The sequence below is a fragment of the Thermosipho atlanticus DSM 15807 genome, from assembly GCF_900129985.1.
In the GTDB taxonomy this organism is placed as follows: Bacteria; Thermotogota; Thermotogae; order Thermotogales; family Fervidobacteriaceae; genus Thermosipho_A; species Thermosipho_A atlanticus.
Map to the genome: position 1 here is coordinate 53,705 of NZ_FQXN01000004.1, position 26,142 is coordinate 79,846.

Here is a 26,142-nt window from a genome sequence, read left to right on the forward strand (position 1 = left end):
CTAGAAGTTTTTAACATTTATTTGGTCTTATTCTTTTAAAAATTCAGGGAATTTTTCTGTTAATGCATAATATACTCCGTCCTCGTCATTGGTTTTCGAAACAAAATCAGCAATTTTTTTAAGTTCAGTTACTGCATTTCCTACCGCTATTGAAAAATCAGCAAATTTAAATAAAGGTATATCATTGTGATTATCACCAAAAACAATTAGTTTTTCATGTTCAGCTTTTAAAGTTTTTAGTAGGTATTTTAAAGCAATAGCTTTGTTAACATCTTTGGGTACAATATCTAAAAATATATTCATACTTTTAAATATTTCGGCGTTTAAGTTAAGATTTTCTAATTCCTCTTTTAGTTTGTCAAGTTTCATTGGTGAGTCAATAGCCAGTAATTTTGTTGAATTCTTGTGTTTAATTAATTCAATAAGATCTTCTACAACTTTGTACTCTACTCCAGCGTGACGCGAGTAAAACTTTATATTCTCATTATCTTCTTCCGAGAAAAGTTCATCATTAATATATGCTTGTCTGTGAATATTTTTATTTCTTAAAAGTTCAATAATTTCTTTTGAAGTTTGAAAATCTAGTGTTTTTTCAAAAATTATTCCTTTATTGGGAATGAAAACCATGGCTCCGTTGTAAGCTATAATTGGAAACATTTTTTGAAAATATTTTTCTACGATTTTTCGGATGGAAATTAACATTCTCCCACTAGCAAAAACAATTCTGTGATTGTTTTTATCAAGTCTTTTAATTAGAGCTACCATGTTTGGTGAAATTGTATTGTCTTTTTTTAGTAGTGTTCCATCGAGATCAAAAACAAAAACCATATAATCACCCTTCTAAATTCTTTTTTATTTCTATTACTATGGCCTCAGCAGTTCCTAAATTGGTTGCAAGTGGTACATTGTGAACGTCGCATACCCTCATTAATGCTGTTACATCAGGTTCATGTGGTTGAGCCGTTAAAGGGTCTCTTAGAAAAATTACAAAGTCTATTTTTCCATATGAAACCAGCGAGCCTATTTGGAGATCTCCACCATATGGACCAGATTCTAATTTATTTACTTTCAGACCAATTTTTTCCTCAATTATTGTTCCAGTAGTTTTTGTAGCATAAAGATTGCATTTTTCAAAAACATCTTTCCATTCCTTTACAAACATTGCAAGATCAAGTTTTTTCTTATCATGAGCAATTAATGCAATATTCAACATGATTTCACCCCTGTTGCTTTTTTAAAATTATATCACATATGATAAAATCAATTTTGTATAAAAGCGGAAAGGGGGATAAACAGTGGAAAAACCCAAATACTCAAAATTGTTTCTTCTTGGTTTTGGCTTTTTTGGAATAAGTATTGTATGGCCATTATATAATGCTTATGTTCCAATATTTTTGAAAGATTTTTCGTTATCATCTACAAGTATTGGATTTGTAATGACTATTGATAATATTTTTGCAATTTTTATGTTACCGTTGATAGGTGTTTTAAGTGATCAGACTAGAACAAAATTTGGAAGAAGAATGCCTTATATATTAATTGGAGCTCCACTTGCTGGTTTATTTTTTGCTTTGATTCCTGTTGTAAGAGAAATGCATTTACTTTGGTTTATGATGTTAAACATAATTTTCATGAATTTTTTTATGGCTCTTTTTAGATCACCAGTTATTGCTTTGATGCCTGATATTACTCCTTCGAAATATAGAAGTCAAGCTAATGGGATAATTAATTTTATGGGGGGATTAGGTGCATTACTCGCATATTTTGTTGGAAAACCTTTGTACGACAAACATTATGCTCTACCTTTCTGGCTTGGAGCCCTCATCATGGTTATAGCGCTTATCTTAGTAGTAATTTTTATTAAAGAAGATGATAAATATAAAGTTAAAATAGGTGAAAAAGTGAAAATAGGAAATGTGTTTAATAAAAGTTTTAATGAATTGTCTAAAAATTTAAAAGAAGTATTTGTTTCTAAAGAAAAAAGTCTTCTTATGATGTTATTGTCTATTCTTTTTTGGTTTATTGGCTATAATGCTTTGGAAACATTCTTTACAAGTTATGCTAAGTTTAGAGTTGGAATAGGAGAAAGTACAGGTGCTTTAATTTTAGGTTTCTTCTCTCTAACATTTATGCTTTTTTCTATCCCAGCTGGATTTATCGGAGCAAAGATTGGTAGAAAAAAGACTATGACTATTGGGCTTTTTGTTGTTATCTCAATAACAATTCTGACAATGGTATCCGTTTTAGTAATTAATGAAGCAAGATTATTAACGTACATTATGTTTCTTCTATTTGCATTAGGTGGAATTGGTTGGGGAATGGTCAATGTGAATTCCCTTCCAACTATTGTTGATATGACGGTAGAGGAAAAAGTTGGTGGTTATACGGGACTTTATTACTTTTTCTCCATGAGTGCAAATATAATAGCTCCTCCACTTGCAGGATACTTTATTGATAAAGTTGGATATGATTCATTGATAGTTTTCTCTACCGTATCATTTATAATTGCAACAATTACACTTCAATATGTAAAGAAGGGTGATGTTAAGAGGACTTAAAGAAACATTTTTGTGATAATTTGCATTGATTGCATAGAGGTTTTTTTCTACATACAGCTTTTGCATGCTCTACAATCAAACCGTGTAATTGTTGGAATAATTTGGTTTTTCTGGGATATGACTCGTGAAAGATGCTTTGAACTTTTTCGTAATCGTTTTCTTTGATTCCGTACATTCTTTCTAAGATTCTTTTTGTGTATGTATCAACAACTAAAATAGGTTTATTAAGGGCATATAACAAAATGGAATCGGCTGTTTCTTTGCCGATTCCTTTAATATTTAAAAGTTCTTTTCTCAAATCATAGGTTTCATATTTTTTTAATTTCTCAACTTCAAAATTGTAGTGTGCTAAAAAATTTAGAAGGTTTTTGAGTCTATCAGCTTTTATATTGAAAAAACCTGCTGGTTTTATTAATTTTGCTATTTCTTCTTTAGATAATTTATGTAAGTCTTTTAGAATATCATGAGGATTAGTTAATTTGTAAATATTTTTAAGGGCTTTTTCCACATTTTTCCAATTAGTGTTCTGAGTGAGAATAGCTGTAACAAAAATTTCCTCAGGTGTTCCTGGCCACCATTTTCCCACATCACCGTATATTTTAATAAGTTCATTGTATAAATTTTCGATCCTTTTCAATTTTTAACCCTCCGCAATTGCTTCGATTTCAATATCTGCATCTTTTGGTAGTTTTGCAACTTGAACAACGGCTCTCGCTGGTCTATGATCGCCAAAGAATTCTGAATATACTTCATTAAACTCACTGAATTTTGAGATATCGATCATGTACACGTTTATTTTTACTATTTTGTTTATGTCGCTTCCCGATTCTTCGAGAATATTTTTGATGTTTTTTAAAATTACAAGTGTTGATTTTTTTATATCTCCTTTTATAAGTTCTCCAGTTTCGGGAATAATAGGAAGTTGTCCTGAGATGAAGATAAATCCGTTACTTTTTACTGCAATTGAATATGGACCAATTGCCCTAGGAGCATTTTCTGGTTGCAGAAATTCCATGTTATCCCTCCTTTTTTCCTTACTACAAAATATTATATCAGAGTTTTGATGATATAATTGGGGTTGAAAAACAGAGAGATCAGGTGATTTTTATGAACATAGAAATTTCAAAAATAAAAACAATTCTGAACTGCCCAAAAAAGTTTTGGTACGAGAGTAAAGAAGATGGAAAATATTATCAAGAAAATTTAACGAAGGATATTATAAAATACGGAGGAGTATTAAAACACGCCGAATTAGGCATTGAAATTTTTGGAATAAAAATTTGGGCAACAGGTGTCGAAATTAATGTAACCGATGATGAAATAATTGTAATTTCAAAGAGAAATGGTAAAAGATTATATAAATATCATTATTATGAAGCCGCGTTATATGGATACGTCTTTTCAAAAGAAAGTAACAAAAAAGTAAAAGTGATCTTTAAAAGCAATTTTTACGAACAAGAAATTCCTTGGGAAAATTATGTTGATTTTGCAATATTAATGGTTAAAAATTTATCTGAGGAAGAGGAGCCAAAACCAAGAGTGAATTCTGAATGTAAATTTTGCCCTTATTCTAGCAAGTGTTTGAAATACTTCGTTGAAAATGGAAGTTTGGAAATAATCAGAGGAGTTGGTAAAAAGAATATTGAAAAGTTAAAATCAATTGGAATAAAAACGTTGAAAGATGTAGTAAAAAATAAAGAAAAAATTGAGAGTTTTTTGGGTGTCCAAAAGGGGTTGAAGATATGGGCGCAGGCGAAAGCGTTTTTAGATGAGAAACCCGTTTTGATAAAAGAAATGCCAAAATTAAAAGAAGGAATTTTTTTTGATATTGAAAGTTATATAGATTTCCATTATTTATTTGGAATACTTTTTGAAAATAAATATATTCCTTTTATTGCTAGGGAAAAGGCCACAGAAAAAGACGCTTTTATTAGGTTGCTCATATTTTTTTCTGAAAACGAAATGCCTATTTATCATTACCATACATATGAACCTAATCAATTCAAAAAATTACTAAAAAAATATTCCCTTAATTCTAAGTTAGTTGAAAGATTTTTAGATATATATAGTATTTTTACTAGCCATTTGGCTGTCCCAGTTTTGTCTTATTCATTAAAACCACTTGCAAGTTATTTTGGTTATAATTGGAGAACAAAGTTAAATGGGATGAAAGCCCTTCGAAAATTTGAAGATTACTTGTATACAAAAGATGAAAATATTTTAGACGAAATACTAATTTATAACGAAGATGATGTTAGAGCAACGAAGCTATTATGGGAAATTTTAAAGAGTTATTATTAATTTTGAACTTTTGTAACATAATCTTTTGTTCGTAGAAGTTGAGTTTTAACATTTACTATGTTACTTTTAAGTTGAGCAGCGACCCCCCTATCCCCCCCTTGTAAAAGTTTCTAAGAAATAGGCCCCGGGTTAACCGGGGCTTTATTTTTATGATATAATTTTTAATAAAGGAGGTATTGTATGCGAACTCCACCACATAGTATTGAGGCAGAACAAGCTGTTATTGGAAGTATTCTAATAGATCCTGAAGCAATTGAAGATGTTATTTCGATTTTGAGCTCTCAAGATTTTTATGATAAAAAACATGTTGAAATATTTAAAGCTATCGAAGAATTATATGATGAGAATATTCCTATAGATGTTATCTCAATTTGTGACAGATTGAAAACAAAGGGAAAACTTGAAACGATAGGTGGAGAGTTGTATGTTGCACAACTTGCAGATGGCGTGCCAACTTCAGCACATGCGGAAATGTATGCGCAAATTGTAAGAGATAAATCTATTTTAAGGTCATTGATTTCTGCAGCTTCTAAAGTTGTTGAAGATGCGATGTCAGATAATGAAGTTGATGAAATATTAGATAATGCTGAGAGAGTTATATTTGAAATAGCCGAATCAAAAACCGCAAAAACATACCAACCTATGAATACAATTTTACACGATGTTTTTGAAAATTTAGAGGCTTTGAGAGATAGACAAAAAAGTGGGACAGCTTCGTTAATTACCGGGATTCCTACTGGATATAGATTACTAGATGAATTAACTTCTGGCTTTCACAAATCAGATCTTATAATTGTTGCCGCAAGGCCAAGTGTTGGTAAGACAGCTTTTGCTTTAAATATTGCGCGAAATATGGCAATAAAATCTGATATACCTGTTGGAATATTTAGTCTTGAAATGAGCAAAGAACAGCTTGCCCAAAGGTTATTGGGTATGGAAGCATTAATAGAGCTTCAAAAAATTAGAAGAGGCTATTTAACCGATGAAGAATGGCAAAAACTTCTTCAGGCCACAGGGAAGTTATATAAAGCCAATATAATAGTTGATGATGAGGCAAATCTTGATCCAAGATCGTTGCGTGCAAAGGCGCGAAGAATGAAAAGGGAATATGGAGTAGAAGCCATTTTTGTTGATTATTTACAATTGATGAGTATTAGATCTTTTAGAGAGAATAGACAACAAGAAATATCGGAAATTTCTAGATCTTTAAAACTTCTTGCTAGAGAATTGGATGTAGCAATAATTGCTTTATCTCAATTATCAAGAGCGGTTGAACAAAGAGAAGACAAAAGACCAAGACTCAGTGATTTGAGAGAGTCTGGTTCAATAGAACAGGATGCGGATATGGTGTTGTTTTTGTACAGGGAAGAGTATTACAAGAAGGAGAAATCGGGTGAAGCCCATGAAACAGAAGTAATAATTGGAAAGCAAAGGAATGGACCAATTGGTACTGTTAAACTCCTTTTTGATCCACATTATACTGCATTTTTTGATATTGATGTAGTTCATGGAGGTGCCGATTAATGAAGGCTATTTATCCTGGTTCTTTTGATCCTATAACTTTTGGCCATTTAGATATAATTGAAAGGGCTTCCAAAATATTTTCTGAAGTTTATGTGGTGGTAATGGAAAATAAAAGAAAGAATTATACATTTTCATTAGATGAAAGGATAAAAATGATCGAAGAATGTACAGAACATATAAAAAACATAAAGATAGATTTTTTCAAAGGGTTGTTGATCGATTATGTAAAGGAAAATAAGATCGATGTTGTGATAAGAGGACTTAGAGCTGTTACTGATTTTGAATATGAACTTCAAATGGCAATGGCAAATAAAGAAATGTGCCCTGATGCAGATACAATTTTCTTAATGACGGATAAAAGGTTTTCTTTTATATCTTCAAGCCTTGTAAAAGAAGTTGCATATTTTGGCGGAGATATTTCAAGATGGGTTCCCAAAAACGTAGAAAGAAAACTGATAGAAAAAATTAAAATAACTAACATATAAGTTTTTTCATCTTGTTTGTGTTATAATTTTAATACTTTTCTATATTCCGAGATTTCGGATTACAATTTTTCAAAGATTAGAGGAGGTGGAAGTATGAGAAAGTTAGTGTTTGGTCTATTAATTATTATAGCTGTTTCTGCATTTCCATTCTTTATTGGTGTTGAAGCGGTGAATATACCGCCTGTAACCTTAACTGCTTCTCCTTCAATGCTAACTTTAAATGCAAGGGCAGATTTAGGAATGTTGTATGTAACTCTTCCGGTAGCAGAAGTATATGCTGACGGAAGTTATTATATTAACGAGAATTTTGATGCAAATTTCCTCTTGAATAATCTTAATGTAGGTTTAGCCATCAGACCAAAATTGCCTTTAATTCCATTGTATGTTAGAGTTGCAGCGGATCTTCCTTTGTTGAACTTTATAACCACTCAAACTTTCAGCACTCTTGATTTAAAATTAGGATTAGGTTTTAAACTATTGTTCTTTGCAGTAGAAGGTGGAATGGTAGCAAGATTTGATAGTTCAATGAATATTGATTTTGGCAATATATTCTATTTTGCCGTTGGCGGAGCTTTATAACAAAAGCGGACCATCTGGTCCGCTTTGATTTTTCTGCTTTTGTGAATTTATAGAAGTTTTCAAAATCCTCTTGGAAGTTTCCTTTATTATTTCCTGGGTGGTTGAATAGTATAATTTTTTAACACGCGATTGGGAGAGTGAATTATGCGTGAAGTTCCTCTTGTTTCGATTATAATACCGACAAGAAATGAGGAGAAATTTATAGAAAAATGTTTAAACTCTATCATTGAAAATGATTATCCTGAAAAGGAGATTATTGTTGTCGATGGTATGAGTGATGATAATACTAGACAACTTGTAGAAAAATATCCTGTAAGAGTTATTGATAATCCTGATAAGTATACTCCTCAAGCGTTAAATAAGGGAATAAGAAATGCAACTGGTAAAATAATTATGATAGCTGGAGCCCATACAATTTATTCAAAAAATTACATTTCTAGTTGTGTTCGAAGAATAGTTGAAGATAAATGCGATATAGCTGGTGGGCAGGTTTTGACGATATGTAGAACAAATACTTCAAAATCAAAAGCAATTGCAGGAATTTTATCTCATCCTTTTGGTATTGGAGGAGCAAAATATAGATTACAAGGTAATAAAGAAGTTTTTGTTGATACAGTTGCATATGGTTTATACAAGAAAGAATTATTTGAAAAAGCAGGATTATTTAATGAAAAGTTGATTAGGAATCAAGATATTGAAATGAATTTAAGATTAAAAAAATTAGGAGCAAGGATACTATTAGTACCGGAAGCTAAAGCATATTATTATGCTCGGAATAATATAAGTTCACTTGTAAGAAATAACTTTGAAAATGGTTTTTGGGTACTTTTTGGAAGAAAATTTGCCGAAACACCTTTTTCAATAAGACATTTAGTGCCATTCTTTTTTGTACTTTTTTTAATTTCAATGATCTTTATGTTTAGTATTCTAAAATGGTTATATTTGCCTGTTTTGATTTTATACGTGTTTTTAGACTTTTTTTCTGCGATACAAATTGCGAGAAATCTCAAAGATGTAATGTCATTTTTTTGGCTTATAATCTTGTTTCCTATTTTACATATATCATATGGAATAGGTTCATTATGTGGTGCATTATCTTTTTTTCTGAAACCCGGGAAATAATCTTTAGTATTTTTACACAAAGTTAACATGATATAAACTTGATAGAAAATGTAAAATGTGTTAAAATCATGACGATGCCAAAGACGGCAGGTTAAAGAAAGGCGGAGAGCCGCCTGCCCGAGGCACAAAAGGGTGAGGACCCCTTTTGCTTTTTGCCTCGGTAGCAACCGAGGTTATTTTTTTTGGGAGGTGAAGAAGTTGCTGACAAGAAAACAAAAAGAGAAATTAGTTGAAGAATTATCAGAAAGTTTGAAAAATTCATCTTTGATACTTTTTTCAGATTACAAAGGATTAAACGTTGCTCAAATAACTGATTTAAGAAGAAAACTTAGAGAAAAACTTGGTAGTGGAGCAAGATATAGAGTTGTGAAAAACAGTGTCGCATATTTTGCGATGAAGAAAGCAGGTTATGAAGAAATTGATGATTTAAGTTATTTGTTTGAAGGACCTTTAGCTCTTCTATATGTGGAAGAAGGAGATCCTATTGAAGCTATCAAAGTGATTTATGAATTTTCGAAAGACAACAAGGATATTCCTTCGTTCAAAGGCCTTTATCTTGATGGAAAATTCTTTGGAGCTGAAGAAGTAGAAAATCTCTCCAAACTTCCAACGAAAGAGCAACTTCTTACAATGGTTGTTAGTGGCGTACAAGGACCAATTAGAGGTTTTGTTAATGTACTTGCCGGTACCCTTAGAAGCTTGTTATATGCTCTTAATGCAATTAAGGATAAAAAATCAGAATAATTTTAGGAGGTGTATATTATGACATTAGAAGAAATTGTTAGCGCAATTGAACAACTTACAGTAGCAGAATTAGCAGAACTTGTAAAAATGCTTGAGGACAAATTTGGAGTAAGTGCATCTGCACCAGTTATGGCAATGCCAGTAGCAGGAGGAGCAGCAGCAGGAGGAGCAGCAGCAGAAGAAAAAACAGAATTTGACGTAGTACTTAAGAGCTTTGGTGCAAAGAAGATTGAAGTTATAAAAATTGTAAGAGAAATTACAGGTTTAGGACTTAAAGAAGCAAAAGATCTTGTTGAAAAAGCGGGAACACCAGATGCCGTTATTAAACAAGGCATTAAGAAAGAAGAAGCAGAAGAAATTAAGAAGAAACTTGAAGATGCAGGAGCAGAAGTTGAACTTAAATAATAGTAACATAAGTTTCTAAAAAGAAAAGATTTTGTATCAACCCCGTGCAAAGTGTTGAGCACGGGGGTTTTTTGTGTTTTAATATATAATTGGCATATTTTTATTCCTTCCAAATTTTTCTAACTGAGGTGATAGGATGAAAGAGATTAAAAGTGGTAAAAGGACCCGTTTTTCATTTGGTAGGGTCCAGGCACCTATCCCTGTCCCAAATCTCGTTGAAATTCAAACTAGGTCATATCGTGAATTTCTCGAGGATGGGATATTGAAAGTCTTGAAGAAATTCTCCCCAATAACGTCTTCAAAAACAGATCAGAGAAAAGAAAAAGGTTTTTCTTTAGAATTTTTGTCAATAAGAGTTGGGGAGCCACAAAACACTGTGCAAGAATGTAAGGAAAGGCTCATGACCTACACTGTACCTGTTTATACAACAGTTAGAGTTACCGATAATAGTACAAACGAAATGATTGAAGAAGAAGCCTTTTTAGGATATCTTCCGTACATGACACCACGTACTACTTTTATTATCAATGGTGCCGAACGTGTTGTAGTTAACCAACTTGTTAGAAGTCCAGGAGTTTATTTTGTAGAAGAACCAAGAAAGAATCCTGGTTCTAAACCAATCTATGTAGCTCACTTTTTGCCTGTGAGAGGTGCATGGTTAGAGATATTATTGAACCTTAATGATGGCACTTTTTATGCAAGAATTGATAGAAAAAGAAGAATTAATTTATTCCTTTTCTTAAAAGCTCTTGGATATAGTAATGATCTTGAGCTTCTTTCATTATTCCCGGATTGGGTAGATGTTGAAGATGAATATACACTCCAACACTCTGAGGGATTAATAGTTTTAGAGGATGTAAAAGATAAAGTTGGAGAAATAATTGCACGTCGTGGTGATGTAATAACAGAAGGATTGATAGAAAAACTGGCAAATTCTTCAGTTGAAAAAATTAAAGTTGCTCATAGATATGCGGTAACAACTTTAGAAAAATTAAAACACGTTTATGGCGAAGAAGTAGATCAAAATAGGGCTTATATTGAAATTTTTAGAAGGTTAAGACCCGGTGAACTTCCAAGGATTAATGCTGCAAAAATGTTTTTAAATAACTTATATTTTAATGAAGAAAGATTTGAATTTTCTGAAGTTGGACGTTTTAAATTGAATAAAAGACTTGAAGAAGCATATAAAAAATACCTTGTCGAAGTAGAAGGTAAAGATCCTGAAGAAGTAGAAAATGCAAAATATGAAGAAAACTCAAATGTTCTTACAACAATGGATATTGTACTTGCTTCAAGAAATCTGTTAGAAATTTATAAACATCCTGGAACCATGGATACAAAAGACCATCTTGGTAACAAGAGAGTTAGAACTGTAGGTGAATTGATTAGAATAGAATTTGAAAGAGCATTTTCAAAGGCTGTATTCATGATTCAGGAAAAACTTGCCACATACACTTCGCTTGATAAGGTATCGGTGCAGAGTCTTATAAATGTAAGAAGCATAATTGCTACTATTAATTCTTTCTTTGCAACTAATCCTCTTTCTCAATTTATGGATCAAACAAATCCTTTAGCTGAACTTACTAACAAGAGAAGATTAACAGCAGTTGGTCCAGGTGGTTTAAAAAGAGAAAGAGCAAGATTCGAAGTTCGTGACGTCCACCATTCACATTATGGTAGAATGTGTCCTATTGAAACACCTGAAGGAGCAAATATAGGGCTTATAACATCCTTATCTGTTTATGCAACAATTGATAAGTATGGATTTTTAATTACTCCATATATAAAGGTAGTTAAAGGGAAAGTCACAAATGAAGTAGTATATTTAACAGCTGATGAAGAGGAAAATTATAAGATTGCGCCGTCAACGACACCAGTTGATGAAAACGGTAATATAATTCCTGAACATGTTACAGTTAGGTATGAAGAAAAGGTTTTATATGTACCTAAAAATGAAGTTCAATTTTTAGATGTAGCTCCAAATCAAATAGTTAGTGTTTCGACTTCGTTAATTCCATTTTTAGAACACGATGATGCTAATAGGGCGCTCATGGGTTCTAACATGCAAAGGCAGGGTGTTCCTTTAATTGAAACAGAAGCACCTAGAGTTGGAACTGGTATGGAGTGGGAAGCGGCAAGGTATGCAGGAACTATGGTTTTAGCGGAACACGATGGAATAGTTAAAAAGGTGGATGCCAGAAAAATAATAGTTCATAGAATTGATAAAGATGGAAAAGAAATGTACGATTCGATGGGAAATCCTGTGTTAGATACATATGAACTCTTAAAATTTACACGTACGAACCAAGATACATGTATCAATCAAAAACCTATAGTAAATGTTGGCGAAGTTGTGAAAAAAGGAGATCCTATTGCCGATGGGCCTGCTACAGATATGGGAGAACTTGCCTTAGGTAAAAATGTGTTAGTTGCATTTGTACCTTGGGAAGGGTATAATTTTGAAGATGCAATATTAGTTAGCGAAGAATTACTTGAAAAAGAAACATATACATCAATTCATATCGAAGTATATGAAACTACGGCAAGAGATACAAGATTAGGTCCTGAGGAAATTACTCCAGATATTCCTAATGTTAGCAAAGAGAAATTAAGGAACCTCGACGAGGATGGGATAGTAAGAATAGGAGCTTATGTAGAAGAAACTGACATACTCGTTGGTAAAGTCACTCCAAAAAGTGAAAGTGATACAACACCTGAAGAAAAAATTATTAGATCTGTATTTGGAGAAAAAGGTAAAGAAGTGAAAGATTCTTCGCTAAGAGTTCCTCATGGAATAGAGGGAAGAGTCATTGGTGTTAATGTGTTTGATAAGGAAAAGGACGGAGACCTTGGCCCCGGAGTTAATAAGCTTATCAGAGTATATGTGGCTATAAGAAAGCCACTAGAAGTAGGAGATAAACTTGCGGGTAGACATGGTAATAAAGGTGTAGTTTCTAAAATTTTACCCAAGGAAGATATGCCATTTTTACCAGATGGAACGCCGGTTCAAATTGTATTAAGTCCTTTGGGTGTTCCATCACGTATGAACGTTGGACAAATTCTTGAAACTAGTTTAGGTTGGCTTGCAGTATTGACTAACAAGTGGTTTGCAACTCCTGTATTTGATGGGGCAAAGGAAGAGGATATTTTACCTGCACTTTATGAAGCTAGAAAGAAAGTTGGACTTGATGCTGGAGATAATCCAAATAATCCAACTGGTAAGGTTATTTTGAGAGATGGAAGAACTGGTAAGGAATTTGATCATCCGATTCTTGTTGGTTATATGTATGTTATGAAACTGATTCATATTGCAAGAGATAAAATTCATGCCAGATCAACAGGACCATACTCTCTAATCCATCAACAACCACTTGGAGGAAAAGCGCAGTTTGGTGGTCAAAGGTTTGGAGAAATGGAAGTTTGGGCTCTAGAAGCATATGGTGCTGCACATACTTTAAATGAAATGTTGACAGTAAAAAGTGATGATATTAAAGGGAGAAATGAGGTTTACAAAGCAATAATGAAAGGTAAGAATATTCCTGAACCAGGGTTACCAGAAAGTTTCAAAGTTCTGGTAAGAGAATTAAGAGGAATTGCACTTGATGTTAGAGTATACGATGAAGAAGGAAATGAAATTGACATAGAGAAGTTATAAAGCCCCGTAAGGAGGGAAAAGAATGGGTTCAACATTTAAGAGAAAAATTGCTAAGGTCACTGTTAAAGTAGCTTCTCCTGAGGTAATAAGAAGTTGGTCAAGTGGTGAGGTTAAAAAACCTGAGACAATAAATTATAGAACATTTAAGCCTGAAAAAGATGGTCTTTTCTGTGAAAGAATATTTGGTCCAACAAAAGATTATGAGTGTGCTTGTGGAAAATATAAAGGCAAAAAATATGAAGGAACTGTTTGTGAAAGATGTGGAGTAAGAGTTGAATCTAAAGAAGCAAGAAGAAAAAGAATGGGGCATATAGATCTCGTTTCTCCAGTTGTACATATTTGGTATTTAAAAAGTAGCCCTAGTATTCTTTCTTCTTTACTTTCTATTCAAGCAAAAGAGCTTGAAAATGTAATTTATTATGGTGGAAAAAGGATTATAGAAAAGATTCTAGTAGTGACAGATCCTAAAAATACCGATTTTATTAAAGGTTCACTTTTATATCAAACTGAGTATGAAATTTACAGTCAAAAACTTGATTTTGAAGTAATGCCTGGAGTAATTATTAAATCTCCCGTAACTCCAGTTATATCTAGTATTTCGGGAGAAGTTAGAATAAGAAAAGAAAAAACACATACTGATAGAGAAATTACCTGGGTTGATATAAGAAAAATATCAAGAGCTGAACATAGATTGTATACTGGAATGGTTTTGAATGTAAAGAACGGTGAGTATATCAAGCAAGGTGAAGAAATAGTTTCTGAAATGAAAATAGATCCAATTTATGCACCTTTCGATGGAACGGTTGAAATAGATGAAATTTCTGAAACTATAACTGTGAGACCTTTGACAACGAGTAAAGATATGCCAATAACATTCTCGTTGCCATATGGTGTATCTCCTACTGTTTCAAATGGAACCAAAGTGAAAAAAGGCGACCAGCTTACTAATGGAACGATCCTTCCAGCGGTAATTGCATCAGTTTCTGGAACTATTAGCTTTGGAAAAGAGCTTAATGTTAAACCAAGAGAAGATGGTAGATATGAAGTTATTTCAACGGGGAACATATATATTGAAAATGTTGTTGAAGAGAAAAGTTATCCGTTATTTGAAGGTGCTTTAGTTTACGTTGAAGATGGTCAAGAAATTTCAGAAGGAGACGTAATAGCTGACCGCTTCTTATTTGAAGATGAATATTTAACCCTTGAGGAATATAAAATATTTGAAGAGCATTATCCTGCAATGTTTACGGCTGAAACGGAAGTTGAGAATGATAGACCAATAGTTGTTATAACTAAAATTGATGAAGAAGTTGCTTTAGAAACTGGTTTAAAAATGGGAGATATTATTACAGATGATCAATATGGCGCATATAGAGTATTGTATGGAGATAAGATAGAAGCAGATTCAGGTGCAATGGCAATTAAAAAGCTTCTTCAGAATTTAGACCTTGAAAAATTGAAAGTTGAAATAGAGTCAGAACTCAAAAAGATTCCGAAAAGTAGTGGCCGTGCAAAGAAACTTCTTAGAAGATTAAAAATAGTAAAGGATTTGTTAAAAAGTGGAACTAAACCAGAATGGATGGTACTTGAGGCAGTACCAGTTGTACCACCCGATATTAGGCCTATGATCCAAGTTGAAGGTGGAAGATTTGCAACTACAGATCTTAATGATCTTTATAGAAGAGTTTTAAATAGAAACAATAGACTTAAAAAATTATTTGCCATGAATTCTCCTGAAATTATCGTGAAAAATGAAAGAAGAATGCTTCAAGAAGCAGTGGATAGTTTAATTTACAACGGAAGAATGGGTAAAGCTGTCACAGACAGAAATGGAAGACCGTTGAAATCGTTAACGGATCTTTTAAAGGGTAAAAAAGGAAGATTTAGAAGAAATCTTCTAGGAAAACGTGTTGATTATTCTGGTCGTGCAGTAATAGTTGTTGGACCTCACCTGAAAATTCATGAATGTGGTCTTCCAAAGAAAATGGCTATGGAGTTATTCAAACCATTTGTTCTTGCTGAACTTTTGAATAGAGATGAGGAGACAAGTAAAACAGCAAGAAAGATGAAAAAAGCAATTATTGAAAAGGAACTTCCACAGGCTTACGAAGTTTTAGAAGAGATAATAAAAGGACACCCTGTTTTGTTAAACAGGGCCCCAACATTGCATAGAATGTCTTTGCAGGCATTTGAACCAAGATTAATCGAAGGTAACGCGATACAATTACATCCATTAGTTTGTCCACCGTTTAACGCAGATTTTGATGGAGATCAGATGGCTGTTCATGTTCCTCTTTCTGCTGCAGCTCAAGCTGAGGCTAAATTTTTGATGCTTTCAAGATACAATATTATTTCACCTGCACATGGTAAACCAATTTCAATGCCAGGAAAAGATATTGTAGCGGGTATATATTACCTTACAATGGTGGGAAAAGATTTTGATAAAGTACAACCTGAAGATATAAATTGGAGATTTTCTTCTATTGACGAGGCTGAATTGGCGTATGAATTTGGATACATAAAATTACACGATCCTATACTTGTAAAAGTAGATGATAAAGTTATAAAAACGACATATGGAAGATTAGTTTTTGCGAGTATCGTACCCGATGAATTTAAGGATTACAATAAGACATATGGCAAAAATGCAATAAAGGATCTTGTTTATAAAACATTTAAGAAATATGGTGTCGATCGAACCGCAGATCTTCTTGATGATATAAAAGATTTAGGTTTTCATTATGCTACTATTTCAGGTCTTACGGTAAGTATTACCGATTTCACTACCTCTCCTGAAAGGGAAAAGATTATTAAAAATGCAAGGAAAAGGGTAGAAGAAGTTGAAATGTTATATTCTCAAGGATTTTTAACTGATGAAGAAAGGTATAAAGAGACTATAAAAATATGGGCAGATGCGACTGAAAAAGTTCAAGAATCAACTTTTGAGTACATTGGAAAAGATCCGTTTAACCCAATATTTATAATGGTTGATTCGGGTGCTAGGGGTAATAAAGACCAATTGAAGCAACTAGCAGGTATGAGGGGGCTAATGTCCGATCCATCAGGTAGAACGATAGAAATCCCAATTATTTCTAATTTTAGAGATGGATTGTCAGTTCTAGAATTCTTTATAAGTACTCATGGAGCAAGAAAGGGTTCAGCTGACACAGCGCTTAGAACGAGTTCAGCAGGATATCTTACTAGAAGACTTGTTGATGTTGCCCAGAGTGTTGTAATTACAACTACCGATTGTGGAACTCATAATGGTGTGCGTGCAACAGTTCTAAAAAGCAGTGATGGTTTAACAGTTGAAAAGTTAGAAGATTTCTTGTTTGGAAGAGTTTTAGCAAAAGATGTATATGATCCAGAAACAAATAACATACTTGTAAATCCAGAAACAGGTAAAGAATATACAAAAGATACTATGTTAGAAGATGAAGATGCAAAGTTCCTTGGAGAATTTACAAAAAGAATACCTGTTGTAGTGGAAAAAGAAATTGATATTAATAAACCAGAATTACCAGAAAATTATGCAGAACTTGCTGAAGGTTTTGTAGCTGATAATGTTCATTACGAAGAAGGAACAGAATTGAATTGGGAAGTAATTAGAATGGCTAAAGCTTCAGGAGTTAAAACGTTGAAAATAAGAGAATATCCAATTGTGGGAAAAGTTTCAAGTGAAACAGTGTTGAGTAGTAAAGATAAGATTCAGCTTGTTGTGGAAGAGGAGCTTATTGAACCAACAACAGCAAAAATACTTTCAGAAAATAACGTTCAATCTCTTGAAGTAAGACCTGAGATTATTGTAAGATCTGTGCTAACATGTGAGGCTGAACACGGCGTGTGTTCGAAATGTTATGGTATGGATCTTTCAAATCATAAAATAGTTGGAATAGGTGAATCTGTCGGTGTTGTAGCAGCACAGTCTATAGGTGAACCAGGCACACAACTTACAATGAGAACATTCCATACTGGTGGTATTGCAACTACAGCAGACATTACCCAAGGGTTACCTAGAGCGGAAGAATTGTTTGAAGCAAGGAAGAAATTGAAAGAGCCTGAAGGAGTATTTTCTGCAATTAAGGGTTTTGTGAAGGATATAGTAGAAGATGAAAGTGGTAAGAAAAAAGTGTATATTGAAGACGAAGCAGGTGATATCCACGAATATGAAATTCCTACAAAAGTAAAAGTTAGTGTAAGTAAAGGTCAAAAGGTATTACCAGGTCAATCATTGTCGACAGGTGCAATTAGGCCGAGAAAGATTCTTGAAACTTTAAGTGTTGATGCAACAGCGCTTTATCTACTAAAAGAAATTAAGAAAGTTTATGTGGAACAAGGAGTTGATATTCACGATAAACACTTTGAAATTATAATTAAACAGATGTTGGATAAAGTTGAAATAATTGATCCAGGAGACACAGATTATTTACCAGGAGATCTTCTAAGACTTCAAACAGTTAAAAGAATAAATAGAGAAATATTAGAAGGTAATATGCATGTAGAAATGAACAAAAAGCGTGTTATTGGAAAAGAACTTGTTAATCATTTGATTGGCGAGGATGAAAACGGACAAATAGTAGAAATTGCACCTGAAGGAGCTGAAGTCACTGAGGAAATATTGGAAAAAGCTATTTCATTAGGTATAAAAGAACTAGTAGTAAGAAATGGAGAAGGAGAAGTTATAACGTATCAAATTTTACCAAAAGAACCAATAAAATACAAAAGGAAACTTCTTAGAATAACAAAGGCATCGTTAGAACACGTTGGATGGTTGAGCGCTGCAAGTTTCCAACAGACACCTCAGGTTCTTACAGAAGCTGCGGTAGAAGGCGCAAAAGATATGTTACTTGGCTTGAAAGAAAACGTCATAGTTGGGCAATTGATACCTGCTGGTACTGGACTAGATATGTTTGCAAATATTCAAATAGAGGAAACGCCGAGACTTGCGCAAGAAGAAAAGGAAAAGATGGCATGAAAATAGGCCCCGAGCGGGGCCTATTTTTTTTAAGTTTCAAATGATTAGCAAAACGAAATATATGTTATAATAATTGATGTAAAAAAGAAACGGAGGTGGATGTATGATTCTTTTAAAAGGTGGAAATATTATTCCAATTAATGGAAAACCATTTGTTGGTGATATTTTAATGGCGGATGGAAAAATTAAGAAAATTTCTGAAAATATTACTGAACCAAATGCTGAAGTAATTGATGTATCAGGTAAATATGTTCTTCCGGGTTTTATAGATGCACATTCACATATTGGGGTTTTTGAAGAAGGTGTTGGAGAATTTTATTATCAGGATGGTAACGAATATTCTGATCCCGTGACTCCACACGTGCGAGCAATAGATGCCTTTTATCCAGGGGATGCAGCAATAAACAGGGCACTATCTGGTGGAGTTACAACAGTAATGGTAGTACCAGGTAGTGCAAATCCAATAGGTGGACAAGGTGTAATATTGAAGTTTAAATCTAATATTGTTGATGAAATGATTATAAAGCAACCAGCAGGATTAAAAATGGCTTTTGGTGAAAATCCCAAAAGAGTTTATGGTTCAAAGGGAAAAATGCCAACTACAAGATTGGGAGTAGCTGGCATTATTAGGGAATATTTTACAAAAGCTAAAGATTATATGAGAAGACGTGAATTGGATCCTAAAACACCAATTGACTTTAGTCTTGAAGTTGGTGCGATGGTTTTGAGAAAAGAAATTCCTGCTCGATGTCATGCTCACAGAGCAGACGATATAGTTACTGCTATTAGAATAGCCGAAGAATTTGACTTCGATCTCGTTATTGAACATGCTACTGAAGCATATAAGATAGCAGATTATATAAAAAGTAAAAATATTCCTCTTGTCTTAGGTCCACTATTTGGTTTTAGAACCAAGCTTGAACTTACAAATATGACGTATGAAGCAATAAAGAAAATTAACGAGAAAGAAATACTTGCTGCTTTAATGTGTGATCATCCTGTTATTCATCTAGAACATGCAAATATTCAAGCCGCAACTGCTTTGAGATATGGTGCAAAAGAAGAAGATCTTCTCAAAATGCTTACAATCAATCCAGCAAAAATCTTAAATATCGATGATAGAGTTGGAACGATAGAAGAAGGGAAAGATGCTGATATAGTTGTATGGAACACACATCCATTTGATTTTAGAGCTAAAGCAGAGAAAGTGTTTATAGAAGGTCAATTAGTTTTTGAAGAATAAATATGAATCCGGGATAGTTAGAAAAGGGCATGGGCTTCCATGCCCTTTTTTATATTTAAAAAGGCAAATAAAATATGAAATTAAAATAAATAATAATTGTATATGTGATAAATTTTTGTTATTTATGTTATAATATGTGATGAAAGGAGGGGGGATTATGAAAAAAGTAAAGTATATTTTGTTTGGGATTGTTGTTGTGGCTTTCTTTGTCGCAGGATGTGTTGGAACAGAACCAATAAATCTTGGGCCATCCGAGATTGATGATACTGGAAATTTGGATCCAGACACACCGGCTTATTTTGCTGACATAGTATCAGATGAAGATTTTATTGCGATATTGGACGAATTATTTTTAGGAGGGACTCTTTCTACTTCTTTTGATATTTCTACATTGGAAAATGGTTCATTAGCAAAAAGTCTCGATAACGTAGTTAACAACTTTAGTTCAATACAAGAACCAAAGTTAGATGTCACTCCTTATTCAACCAGTATGAACGATTATGATCGAATGATTCACTTTATTAATCTTATTGCAAGCAAAGAAAATTTAATTAACAAGATGAAGCAATTTAGAACAGGAGTTAACAATTTATTGCAGTATGAACAAAGATACGATTATGTTGTAGAAATAACTGGGACTGCAAAAACTAAGGTTGAGAATGTTTTAAGACATTTTAAAGGTTTAGACCCCGAATATACTGTGGATCATTTGTACGGAGACTTTAGAGATATTATGATACTAAACTTATTTATTGAACCATTTATATTTATCCATGATAATCAACAAAAATTAATTACTATGATTGAAAATGCTTCAAGAACAGAAGAAATGGGACCGTCAAATTTTTTGCGACAAGAGTTTATTACTGAAGTAAGCTCTTTTACAGGAGCGTATCCTGAGGTAGATTTTGCTAGTCCAACATATTTAGATGGGCTGAAAACATTCTTATATAATGTCTCAGCTATTTCTCCAGACGTGAATTATTTAGATTTATTCGATATTTTTGTTAATGAAGCTTTCGTCTATACGTGGGTGAATGACTTTATTCATCTTTCCGATTTATTGTTAAAAACAATAGTTGAAATAAACAATTATGAGGTTTCTAAAACTAACGAGTATGGTTTTAGGAACGATGGAAAGATTACACTTTGGACATTTGGGAACGATCCAGGAGTAGATTATATGGCTTTAACTCTTGAATGGTATGATGAACCTTTAGGACCATTACCTGATGGTATGACAGGAACGTTAAACAATCAACCCATTGATGATACAATGCAAGTTATTGATGTTTTGCAAACTCTAGATACAGTTCTTCCAAATGGAGAATTAAATCTAACTTTGTCTTATTCAACTCCTATTGATCTTGAACACTCTATTAATGTTGATTTTTCATTAGTGGTTGATTTTCAAAAGTTAAACGTTCCTGAAATTGATTTGAAAGATTGTAATTTGAAAGTAAATAGTGAATTGTTTGAAATGCTAAATGTTGCTTCTATAACGGAATTTTCTACAGCATTGTATAGAATAGCAAATGATATTTATGATCCAAGTGATGTTGTGACAGTTCTTTATTACTTTAACTTCATTACTTCAAATCTAGAATTTGTGTCATTTAACTTTGATGAAGCCAGTACTACGACAACTATAGTATTTGAATACAATTTAGAAAATGGAGCAGTTGTAGCAACTTTGACTTTGACTTTTGAAGGGTTTACTTTACCTCAACTTATTAATCCTCTGTCATTTTCACAAGATGCAATAAGTAACCTTGAGTATTTAGGAAGATTGTTTTTGAAGAAAATAGAAGTGTTTTAGTTAAAAAAAATAAGGAGCCGCATGGCTCCTTATTTTTATTTTGAAACAATTATTTTGTATAATTCTTCATAACTTGTTGCCTTCTTACAATCTACATTGTATTTGTTCTTGGGATCGTATAAAATAAAGTCAATATTTGCTCTTTTGGCTCCTTCGTAATCGGTTTCTATTTTGTCACCAATATATAAAGATTCAGATAATGGTATTTTTGTTATTTGTTCTGCGTAGAAAAAAATATCCGGTTCAGGCTTTGGTTTGCCAACTTTTTCAGAAGTTAAAACAAATTCAAAAAATCTATCTAATCGAGCTATTTTAGATCTATTTTGTTGTACAGAATCAACGCCATTTGTAATTGCAGCCATTCTGAACCCTAAAGACTTTAGAGAGTATAAAAATTCTTCTGCCCCATCGATAAAAATAGCAGCATTTGAAAGATGCTCTAAATATATTTCGGAAACTTTCTTGTAATCTTTCAGATTTATTCCGATGTTGTTAAAAAATTCTTTGAATCTTTCAACTACTATTGTTTCTTTTGGATATTTTCCTTCAGCAAATAACTTCCACCATTTTTCGTTTATAGTTTTATAAATTCCCAAAAATTCTTTTTGAAAATCAAGTTTAAAATATTCAAAAACTTTTTTCAACGCATATTCTTCTGATTTATCAAAATCTAGGATGGTGTTGTCTAAATCAAAATAGATCATTGTATATTTCATTTATTTCTCCTCCTTCATTTCATAAGTAGAAAACTCGAAAGGAAATTTTACAGGTTTTCCTTCTAAAGCAGATTTGTATATTGCAAGTACTATTTCTACCGCCTTTTTCCCATCTTCTCCTGATATATATGGTTTTCTATCTTCTTCTATTGCTTCGTAAAAGTCTTTGTATAACGGTACATGTCCAAAACCATATACCGTATCTGGATCAGGTAAATTCATAAAGGGATGTCCTTCTTCCCCTTCAAATTTCCACTCTTCTATTCTGTTTACCGCAAGTCCTCCTATTATTACTGTCCCTTTCTCTCCAAATATCCCTAGCTTTTCATGTAAGTTCCTCGGATATATCGAAGTCGTCCCTTCTATTATCCCCACTTTTCCATCTTTGAACTTTATTATTGCTCCTCCAAAATCTTCTGCTTCTATATATGGATGATTAAAATTTTTAATTATTCCATATACTTCCTCTATCTTCCCTCCTAACATCCACTGCAGTAAATCTATATTGTGTGTGCATTGATTCATTAATGCTCCTCCATCTTCTTCCCATGTCCCTCTCCAACTTGCTTGTTTGTAATACTCCTCATTCCTGTTCCACCTTATTGTTGCAACTCCATAGTGTATCTTTCCAAATGCCCCTTCTTCTACTTTTTTCCTCAATTCTTGTATTGGGGGATTAAATCTGTTTTGAAAGCAAACCTCCAATTTTAAGTTCTTTTCTTTTGAAAGTTTTATCATTTCATTTGCATGTTTTGTGGATAGTGCCATTGGCTTTTCTACAAGTACATGTTTGTTATTTGTTAATGCTTCCATCGTTATTTCATAGTGTTTTCCACTCTCTGTTGCTATTGCTATTGCGTCTATATCTTCTCTCTTTAAGATTTTTCTATAGTCTTTTTCAACCTCTGGTTTCTTACCTATCCTCTTTTCTATTATCTCTGAACATTTGTTTGCTCTTTCTACGTTTATGTCACACAATGCTACTGTTTCAATTTTATCCGAGTTTTGCAAGAGTGCTTCTATATGTTTTCTTGTCCCTATCCTTCCACATCCTATTAGTGCTATCCTTAGCATTTTATTCCTCCTATCCTAAAATGACATCAAGGGCTGACATTATGAAAAATCCTATAATTAGAAAGTAAGTAGAAAGGCGTTCATTTCCTCTTAAGTGTGTTTCTGGAATAACTTCATCGCTTATAACAAATATCATTGCACCAGCAGCAAAAGCCATCATATATGGTAAAAGTGCTTGTGAAATAGAAACTATTCCAGCACCAAAAATTCCTCCAACAATTTCTACAACTCCAGTAAGAAACGCGATAAAAAATGAGGTTTTAATACTGTACCCAGCATTTATCAAAGCAGCCGTAACTGCAGCTCCCTCAGGAATATTTTGTGCACCTATGGCAAAAGCAATGCTAAAGGCCTGATCGGAAAAAGCACTCACACCAACAGCCATTCCTTCAGGTAAGTTGTGAATCGTAATAGCTATAACGAATAGCCATATTTTTTTAAGTTTTACAAGTTCAAGGCCCTCATGTCCTTTGAGAAAATGTTCATGTGGAGAATATTTATCCATTATATCTACTAATATTGCCCCAAGAAAAAATCCTATTAAAAATCTAAACAATCCGCCCATTTCAATTGAGGGGGCAACTAGACTAAAAGCACTAGCTGCAAGCATTATTCCAGCCGCCATGCCAAGCAATGCATCGATGAATTTTTCATTTACTCCTTTTTTGAAAAATAAAAAAGGAATAGCACCTAATGATGTAGCCATACCTGCAACACTACTTAATAATACACCCTTTAAGAATATATTCATTTTATCACATCCGTGTAAAGATGTTTTTGCCTGTTTAGAAAATATGCGTGAGATTTACCTTCTTCTTTAAACCTATAAAAATCAATAGTTGAAACATCTATATCATAATAAATTATTTCCTCTTTTTTTCTTGCACGAGCAAGAATAGTACCATCAGGACCAACTATTCTTGAATTTCCAAGATATTCCATGACTCCTTTCCCTGTTGTGGATGATGAAACAAGAAAAGAACCATTCTCTATTGCTCGTGCTCTTGTTGCTATATCATAGATGTGTTTTCTTTCCTTGCCAAAAGCAAAAGGTGCCAAAAAAACTTGTGCGCCATTTATAGCTAATATCCGTGCGATTTCTGGAAAACCAACTTCATAGCAGATAAAAATTCCAAAATACACACCATTGAATTTGTAAACGAGAAATCTTTCACCAGGTTCAAAAATTTCTTTTTCTTTTCTAAATAAATGAGTTTTATCGTAAAATAAGATATCCTTTTTCTTTTTTATAACAAAAACGGAATTTCTCAATTTTCCAAGAACAACACGTGGGGTTCCTCCAACAATAGCCATATTGAACTTTCTTGAGAGTTTCAGTAATTCAGATTTTATTTCTTTAAAGAAATCAACACCTTTTTTTAAAATTTCAAAATCATAGGTATACCCGGATAAAGACAATTCAGGAAAAAGTATTGTCATTGCTCCATTTTTTCCTGCTTCGTTAATAAATTCAATATATTTATTAAAATTGTACTCAAACTTTCCAGGTATAGGGTTAAATTGGCTTGATGCTATTAACACTTGCGACCCTCCTCGCAAGTTCTTCTTGTTTTAACCAATAACCATCAAGATATCCTTTGGCAGTTAGTAACCCAAGAAATTTGTAATGCTTTTGAGTTAACTTTCCAGGTCCAACGTTTGATAAAGGTGTTCCAGGCAATGGCATGAAAGTATGTGCATGTACTTTGGCATTATATTTTTCAACAATTTTCTCGATAAATTCAAATGTTTTTTCTATCTCTTCATCTGTTTCAAAAGGAAATCCGAATATAAAATCAACTTTTGGAATAAAACCGTGTTTATTTAAAAGATAAAGAGCATTTTCAATTTGTTCTAAAGTGTGGCCACGTTTAATTTTTTTTAATATTCTGTCACTACCACTTTGTGCACCAATTACAATGTATTTGTTGTTGACGTATTTTTTAATAACAGAAAGAGTTTCATCGGTTATGCTTTCAGGTCTGACATCTGAAGGAAAAGTACCAAAGTAAATTTCTTCTACTCCTATTTTTTTCAAGTTATATAATAATTCTTCTATGGCTTCTGGGTTAGGGGTTATCCCATTTTTGCTTCCATAACCAAATGAGTTTGGAGAAATAAATCTGGCAATTTTCCTTCCGTTTTTCACTCCAATCCTAGAATATTCAATAATCTGTTCAATGGGTCTATGTCTTGTAATTTTTCCGGCAAGTCTTGGAGTCTGACAATATCCACATGAGAAGGGACATCCTCTAGAAATTTCTATAGGCATATATAAATTTTTTTCAGGGCAAAATGGTGGAAACTTCGCTAAATCTACTCTATCAGATGTACCATCGTAGATTCTGTTTTTAGGATATTTGCCATTGATGAATTTTCTTATATTTTCTTCTCCGTCACCAGTAAATACATAATCAAATCCTAAGTCTAAGACTTGGTGGGGTAAGGCTGTAACGTGTGGCCCTCCGGCAATTAACGTGTATCCTTTTTCTTTTAGAATTTTGACTTCTTTTTTTACCGTTTCAAAATCAAAGCTCATAAAAGAAAAGAGAACGACAGTTCCCTTTGTATTATGAATAAGAATATCATCTAAACTTCTTGCATCAATCAATTCTATATTTTTTGTGTAAGAATAAATTGAGGCAACAAGTGCCGTAATACTATATCTATTTGTCGGAGTATATCTAAAAATTATTTTTTTTATTTCCACAACGCCTCATCGACCTCTTCAAGTGTTTTTGAAGAAACTAAAATATGGCCACTGTCCATGATGAGAATAGTTTTAGCTTCTTCTCCATATGTTATGTTAACTATTTTTTCACCAATTTTGTTTAATCCTCTAATCTTTCGCGCAATTGAGGAAGAAATTGGAAGAATCGCAATAATTCTTGATTTTGGGATAAAGATATTTGGTGTAAGCTTTATAACTTGTTTCATGTTTT

Annotated in this window: 22 protein-coding genes; 12 read left to right on the forward strand and 10 right to left on the reverse strand. The window is 32.9% G+C overall.

All coding sequences use genetic code 11. The features are described 5' to 3' along the window. Nucleotides 1-27: 27 nt before the first annotated feature. Together BUB65_RS05565 and BUB65_RS05570 are read right to left on the reverse strand one after the other, a co-directional pair. Entirely contained in the window at nucleotides 28-828 is an 801-nt protein-coding gene (locus BUB65_RS05565; RefSeq protein WP_073073090.1) for a Cof-type HAD-IIB family hydrolase, read from the reverse strand. A 4-nt stretch (nucleotides 829-832) separates the two neighbouring features. Then, nucleotides 833-1,213: a methylglyoxal synthase gene (locus tag BUB65_RS05570; RefSeq protein ID WP_073073091.1), complete on the reverse strand. Its 381-nt coding sequence runs from the start codon at nucleotides 1,211-1,213 to the stop codon at nucleotides 833-835. Nucleotides 1,214-1,295: 82 nt separating this feature from the next. Here BUB65_RS05570 and BUB65_RS05575 point away from each other — a divergent pair, with 82 nt between their 5' ends. Further along, a complete protein-coding gene (locus tag BUB65_RS05575; protein ID WP_073073092.1) occupies nucleotides 1,296-2,558 on the forward strand; it encodes an SLC45 family MFS transporter in 1,263 nt (420 codons plus the stop codon). On the opposite strand, the gene BUB65_RS05580 is transcribed toward BUB65_RS05575, so the two are convergent. Together BUB65_RS05580 and BUB65_RS05585 are read right to left on the reverse strand one after the other, a co-directional pair. Further along, a complete protein-coding gene (locus BUB65_RS05580; RefSeq protein WP_084728059.1) occupies nucleotides 2,545-3,186 on the reverse strand; it encodes an endonuclease III domain-containing protein in 642 nt (213 codons plus the stop codon). The genes BUB65_RS05575 and BUB65_RS05580 overlap by 14 nt on opposite strands. 12 nt (nucleotides 3,187-3,198) lie before the next feature. Beyond that, the gene (locus tag BUB65_RS05585) at nucleotides 3,199-3,573 is read right to left on the reverse strand and encodes a RidA family protein (RefSeq protein ID WP_073073094.1); all 375 of its coding nucleotides are present in this window, start codon (nucleotides 3,571-3,573) and stop codon (nucleotides 3,199-3,201) included. Nucleotides 3,574-3,665: 92 nt separating this feature from the next. On the opposite strand from BUB65_RS05585, the gene BUB65_RS05590 reads away from it, so the two are divergent. The 11 genes from BUB65_RS05590 (at nucleotide 3,666) to BUB65_RS05640 (ending at nucleotide 21,410) form a co-directional block, all read left to right on the forward strand. Then, complete coding sequence (locus BUB65_RS05590) at nucleotides 3,666-4,859, forward strand: TM0106 family RecB-like putative nuclease (protein WP_073073095.1); 1,194 nt, start codon at nucleotides 3,666-3,668, stop codon at nucleotides 4,857-4,859. A 180-nt stretch (nucleotides 4,860-5,039) separates the two neighbouring features. Beyond that, nucleotides 5,040-6,383, forward strand: a complete 1,344-nt coding sequence (gene dnaB, locus BUB65_RS05595) for a replicative DNA helicase (RefSeq protein ID WP_073073096.1) — start codon at nucleotides 5,040-5,042, stop codon at nucleotides 6,381-6,383. After that, nucleotides 6,383-6,868: a pantetheine-phosphate adenylyltransferase gene (gene coaD / locus BUB65_RS05600; protein WP_073073097.1), complete on the forward strand. Its 486-nt coding sequence runs from the start codon at nucleotides 6,383-6,385 to the stop codon at nucleotides 6,866-6,868. Before dnaB ends, coaD begins: the two co-directional genes overlap by 1 nt. A 93-nt stretch (nucleotides 6,869-6,961) precedes the next feature. Continuing rightward, a complete protein-coding gene (locus tag BUB65_RS05605) occupies nucleotides 6,962-7,447 on the forward strand; it encodes a hypothetical protein (protein ID WP_073073098.1) in 486 nt (161 codons plus the stop codon). A gap of 144 nt (nucleotides 7,448-7,591) precedes the next feature. Further along, complete coding sequence (locus BUB65_RS05610) at nucleotides 7,592-8,569, forward strand: glycosyltransferase family 2 protein (RefSeq protein ID WP_073073099.1); 978 nt, start codon at nucleotides 7,592-7,594, stop codon at nucleotides 8,567-8,569. 198 nt (nucleotides 8,570-8,767) lie between these two features. Next, on the forward strand, nucleotides 8,768-9,313 hold the full coding sequence (gene rplJ / locus BUB65_RS05615) for a 50S ribosomal protein L10 (protein WP_073073100.1): 546 nt from the start codon (nucleotides 8,768-8,770) through the stop codon (nucleotides 9,311-9,313). An 18-nt stretch (nucleotides 9,314-9,331) separates the two neighbouring features. Further along, on the forward strand, nucleotides 9,332-9,718 hold the full coding sequence (rplL, locus tag BUB65_RS05620) for a 50S ribosomal protein L7/L12 (protein WP_073073101.1): 387 nt from the start codon (nucleotides 9,332-9,334) through the stop codon (nucleotides 9,716-9,718). A gap of 136 nt (nucleotides 9,719-9,854) precedes the next feature. Next, a complete protein-coding gene (gene rpoB, locus BUB65_RS05625) occupies nucleotides 9,855-13,373 on the forward strand; it encodes a DNA-directed RNA polymerase subunit beta (protein WP_073073102.1) in 3,519 nt (1,172 codons plus the stop codon). 22 nt (nucleotides 13,374-13,395) lie between these two features. Then, nucleotides 13,396-18,348 carry a DNA-directed RNA polymerase subunit beta' gene (locus BUB65_RS05630; RefSeq protein WP_073073103.1) on the forward strand — a complete coding sequence of 1,651 codons (4,953 nt, stop codon included), beginning with the start codon at nucleotides 13,396-13,398 and terminating at the stop codon, nucleotides 18,346-18,348. Between the two features lie 103 nt (nucleotides 18,349-18,451). Further along, nucleotides 18,452-19,591 (forward strand): amidohydrolase, encoded by a 1,140-nt coding sequence (locus BUB65_RS05635; RefSeq protein ID WP_073073104.1) that lies wholly within the window; start codon nucleotides 18,452-18,454, stop codon nucleotides 19,589-19,591. A 157-nt stretch (nucleotides 19,592-19,748) separates the two neighbouring features. Further along, nucleotides 19,749-21,410, forward strand: a complete 1,662-nt coding sequence (locus BUB65_RS05640; RefSeq protein ID WP_073073106.1) for a hypothetical protein — start codon at nucleotides 19,749-19,751, stop codon at nucleotides 21,408-21,410. 35 nt (nucleotides 21,411-21,445) lie between these two features. On the opposite strand, the gene BUB65_RS05645 is transcribed toward BUB65_RS05640, so the two are convergent. The 6 genes from BUB65_RS05645 to BUB65_RS05670 are packed head-to-tail and all read right to left on the reverse strand — an operon-like array spanning nucleotide 21,446 to nucleotide 26,137. Next, entirely contained in the window at nucleotides 21,446-22,126 is a 681-nt protein-coding gene (locus BUB65_RS05645) for a YjjG family noncanonical pyrimidine nucleotidase (protein ID WP_073073108.1), read from the reverse strand. Further along, complete coding sequence (locus BUB65_RS05650; protein WP_073073111.1) at nucleotides 22,127-23,200, reverse strand: Gfo/Idh/MocA family protein; 1,074 nt, start codon at nucleotides 23,198-23,200, stop codon at nucleotides 22,127-22,129. Nucleotides 23,201-23,210: 10 nt separating this feature from the next. Continuing rightward, nucleotides 23,211-23,951 (reverse strand): ZIP family metal transporter, encoded by a 741-nt coding sequence (locus BUB65_RS05655; protein ID WP_143606700.1) that lies wholly within the window; start codon nucleotides 23,949-23,951, stop codon nucleotides 23,211-23,213. After that, entirely contained in the window at nucleotides 23,948-24,742 is a 795-nt protein-coding gene (locus BUB65_RS05660; protein ID WP_073073113.1) for a carbon-nitrogen hydrolase family protein, read from the reverse strand. The genes BUB65_RS05655 and BUB65_RS05660 overlap by 4 nt, the downstream gene beginning before the upstream one ends. Further along, entirely contained in the window at nucleotides 24,717-25,910 is a 1,194-nt protein-coding gene (locus tag BUB65_RS05665) for a TIGR04013 family B12-binding domain/radical SAM domain-containing protein (RefSeq protein ID WP_084728048.1), read from the reverse strand. The genes BUB65_RS05660 and BUB65_RS05665 overlap by 26 nt, the downstream gene beginning before the upstream one ends. Then, a complete protein-coding gene (locus BUB65_RS05670; RefSeq protein WP_073073116.1) occupies nucleotides 25,901-26,137 on the reverse strand; it encodes a DUF370 domain-containing protein in 237 nt (78 codons plus the stop codon). Before BUB65_RS05670 ends, BUB65_RS05665 begins: the two co-directional genes overlap by 10 nt. Nucleotides 26,138-26,142 lie beyond the last annotated feature (5 nt).

Bases quoted from the DNA above. Each gene is read 5' to 3' on its own strand.
- BUB65_RS05565 (WP_073073090.1), bottom strand. From the start codon at position 828: ATGGTTTTTGTTTTTGATCTCGATGGAACACTACTAAAAAAAGACAAT.
- BUB65_RS05570 (WP_073073091.1), bottom strand. From the start codon at position 1,213: ATGTTGAATATTGCATTAATTGCTCATGATAAGAAAAAACTTGATCTT.
- BUB65_RS05585 (WP_073073094.1), bottom strand. From the start codon at position 3,573: ATGGAATTTCTGCAACCAGAAAATGCTCCTAGGGCAATTGGTCCATAT.
- BUB65_RS05590 (WP_073073095.1), top strand. From the start codon at position 3,666: ATGAACATAGAAATTTCAAAAATAAAAACAATTCTGAACTGCCCAAAA.
- dnaB (WP_073073096.1), top strand. From the start codon at position 5,040: ATGCGAACTCCACCACATAGTATTGAGGCAGAACAAGCTGTTATTGGA.
- coaD (WP_073073097.1), top strand. From the start codon at position 6,383: ATGAAGGCTATTTATCCTGGTTCTTTTGATCCTATAACTTTTGGCCAT.
- BUB65_RS05605 (WP_073073098.1), top strand. From the start codon at position 6,962: ATGAGAAAGTTAGTGTTTGGTCTATTAATTATTATAGCTGTTTCTGCA.
- BUB65_RS05610 (WP_073073099.1), top strand. From the start codon at position 7,592: ATGCGTGAAGTTCCTCTTGTTTCGATTATAATACCGACAAGAAATGAG.
- rplL (WP_073073101.1), top strand. From the start codon at position 9,332: ATGACATTAGAAGAAATTGTTAGCGCAATTGAACAACTTACAGTAGCA.
- rpoB (WP_073073102.1), top strand. From the start codon at position 9,855: ATGAAAGAGATTAAAAGTGGTAAAAGGACCCGTTTTTCATTTGGTAGG.
- BUB65_RS05630 (WP_073073103.1), top strand. From the start codon at position 13,396: ATGGGTTCAACATTTAAGAGAAAAATTGCTAAGGTCACTGTTAAAGTA.
- BUB65_RS05635 (WP_073073104.1), top strand. From the start codon at position 18,452: ATGATTCTTTTAAAAGGTGGAAATATTATTCCAATTAATGGAAAACCA.
- BUB65_RS05640 (WP_073073106.1), top strand. From the start codon at position 19,749: ATGAAAAAAGTAAAGTATATTTTGTTTGGGATTGTTGTTGTGGCTTTC.
- BUB65_RS05645 (WP_073073108.1), bottom strand. From the start codon at position 22,126: ATGAAATATACAATGATCTATTTTGATTTAGACAACACCATCCTAGAT.
- BUB65_RS05650 (WP_073073111.1), bottom strand. From the start codon at position 23,200: ATGCTAAGGATAGCACTAATAGGATGTGGAAGGATAGGGACAAGAAAA.
- BUB65_RS05655 (WP_143606700.1), bottom strand. From the start codon at position 23,951: ATGAATATATTCTTAAAGGGTGTATTATTAAGTAGTGTTGCAGGTATG.
- BUB65_RS05670 (WP_073073116.1), bottom strand. From the start codon at position 26,137: ATGAAACAAGTTATAAAGCTTACACCAAATATCTTTATCCCAAAATCA.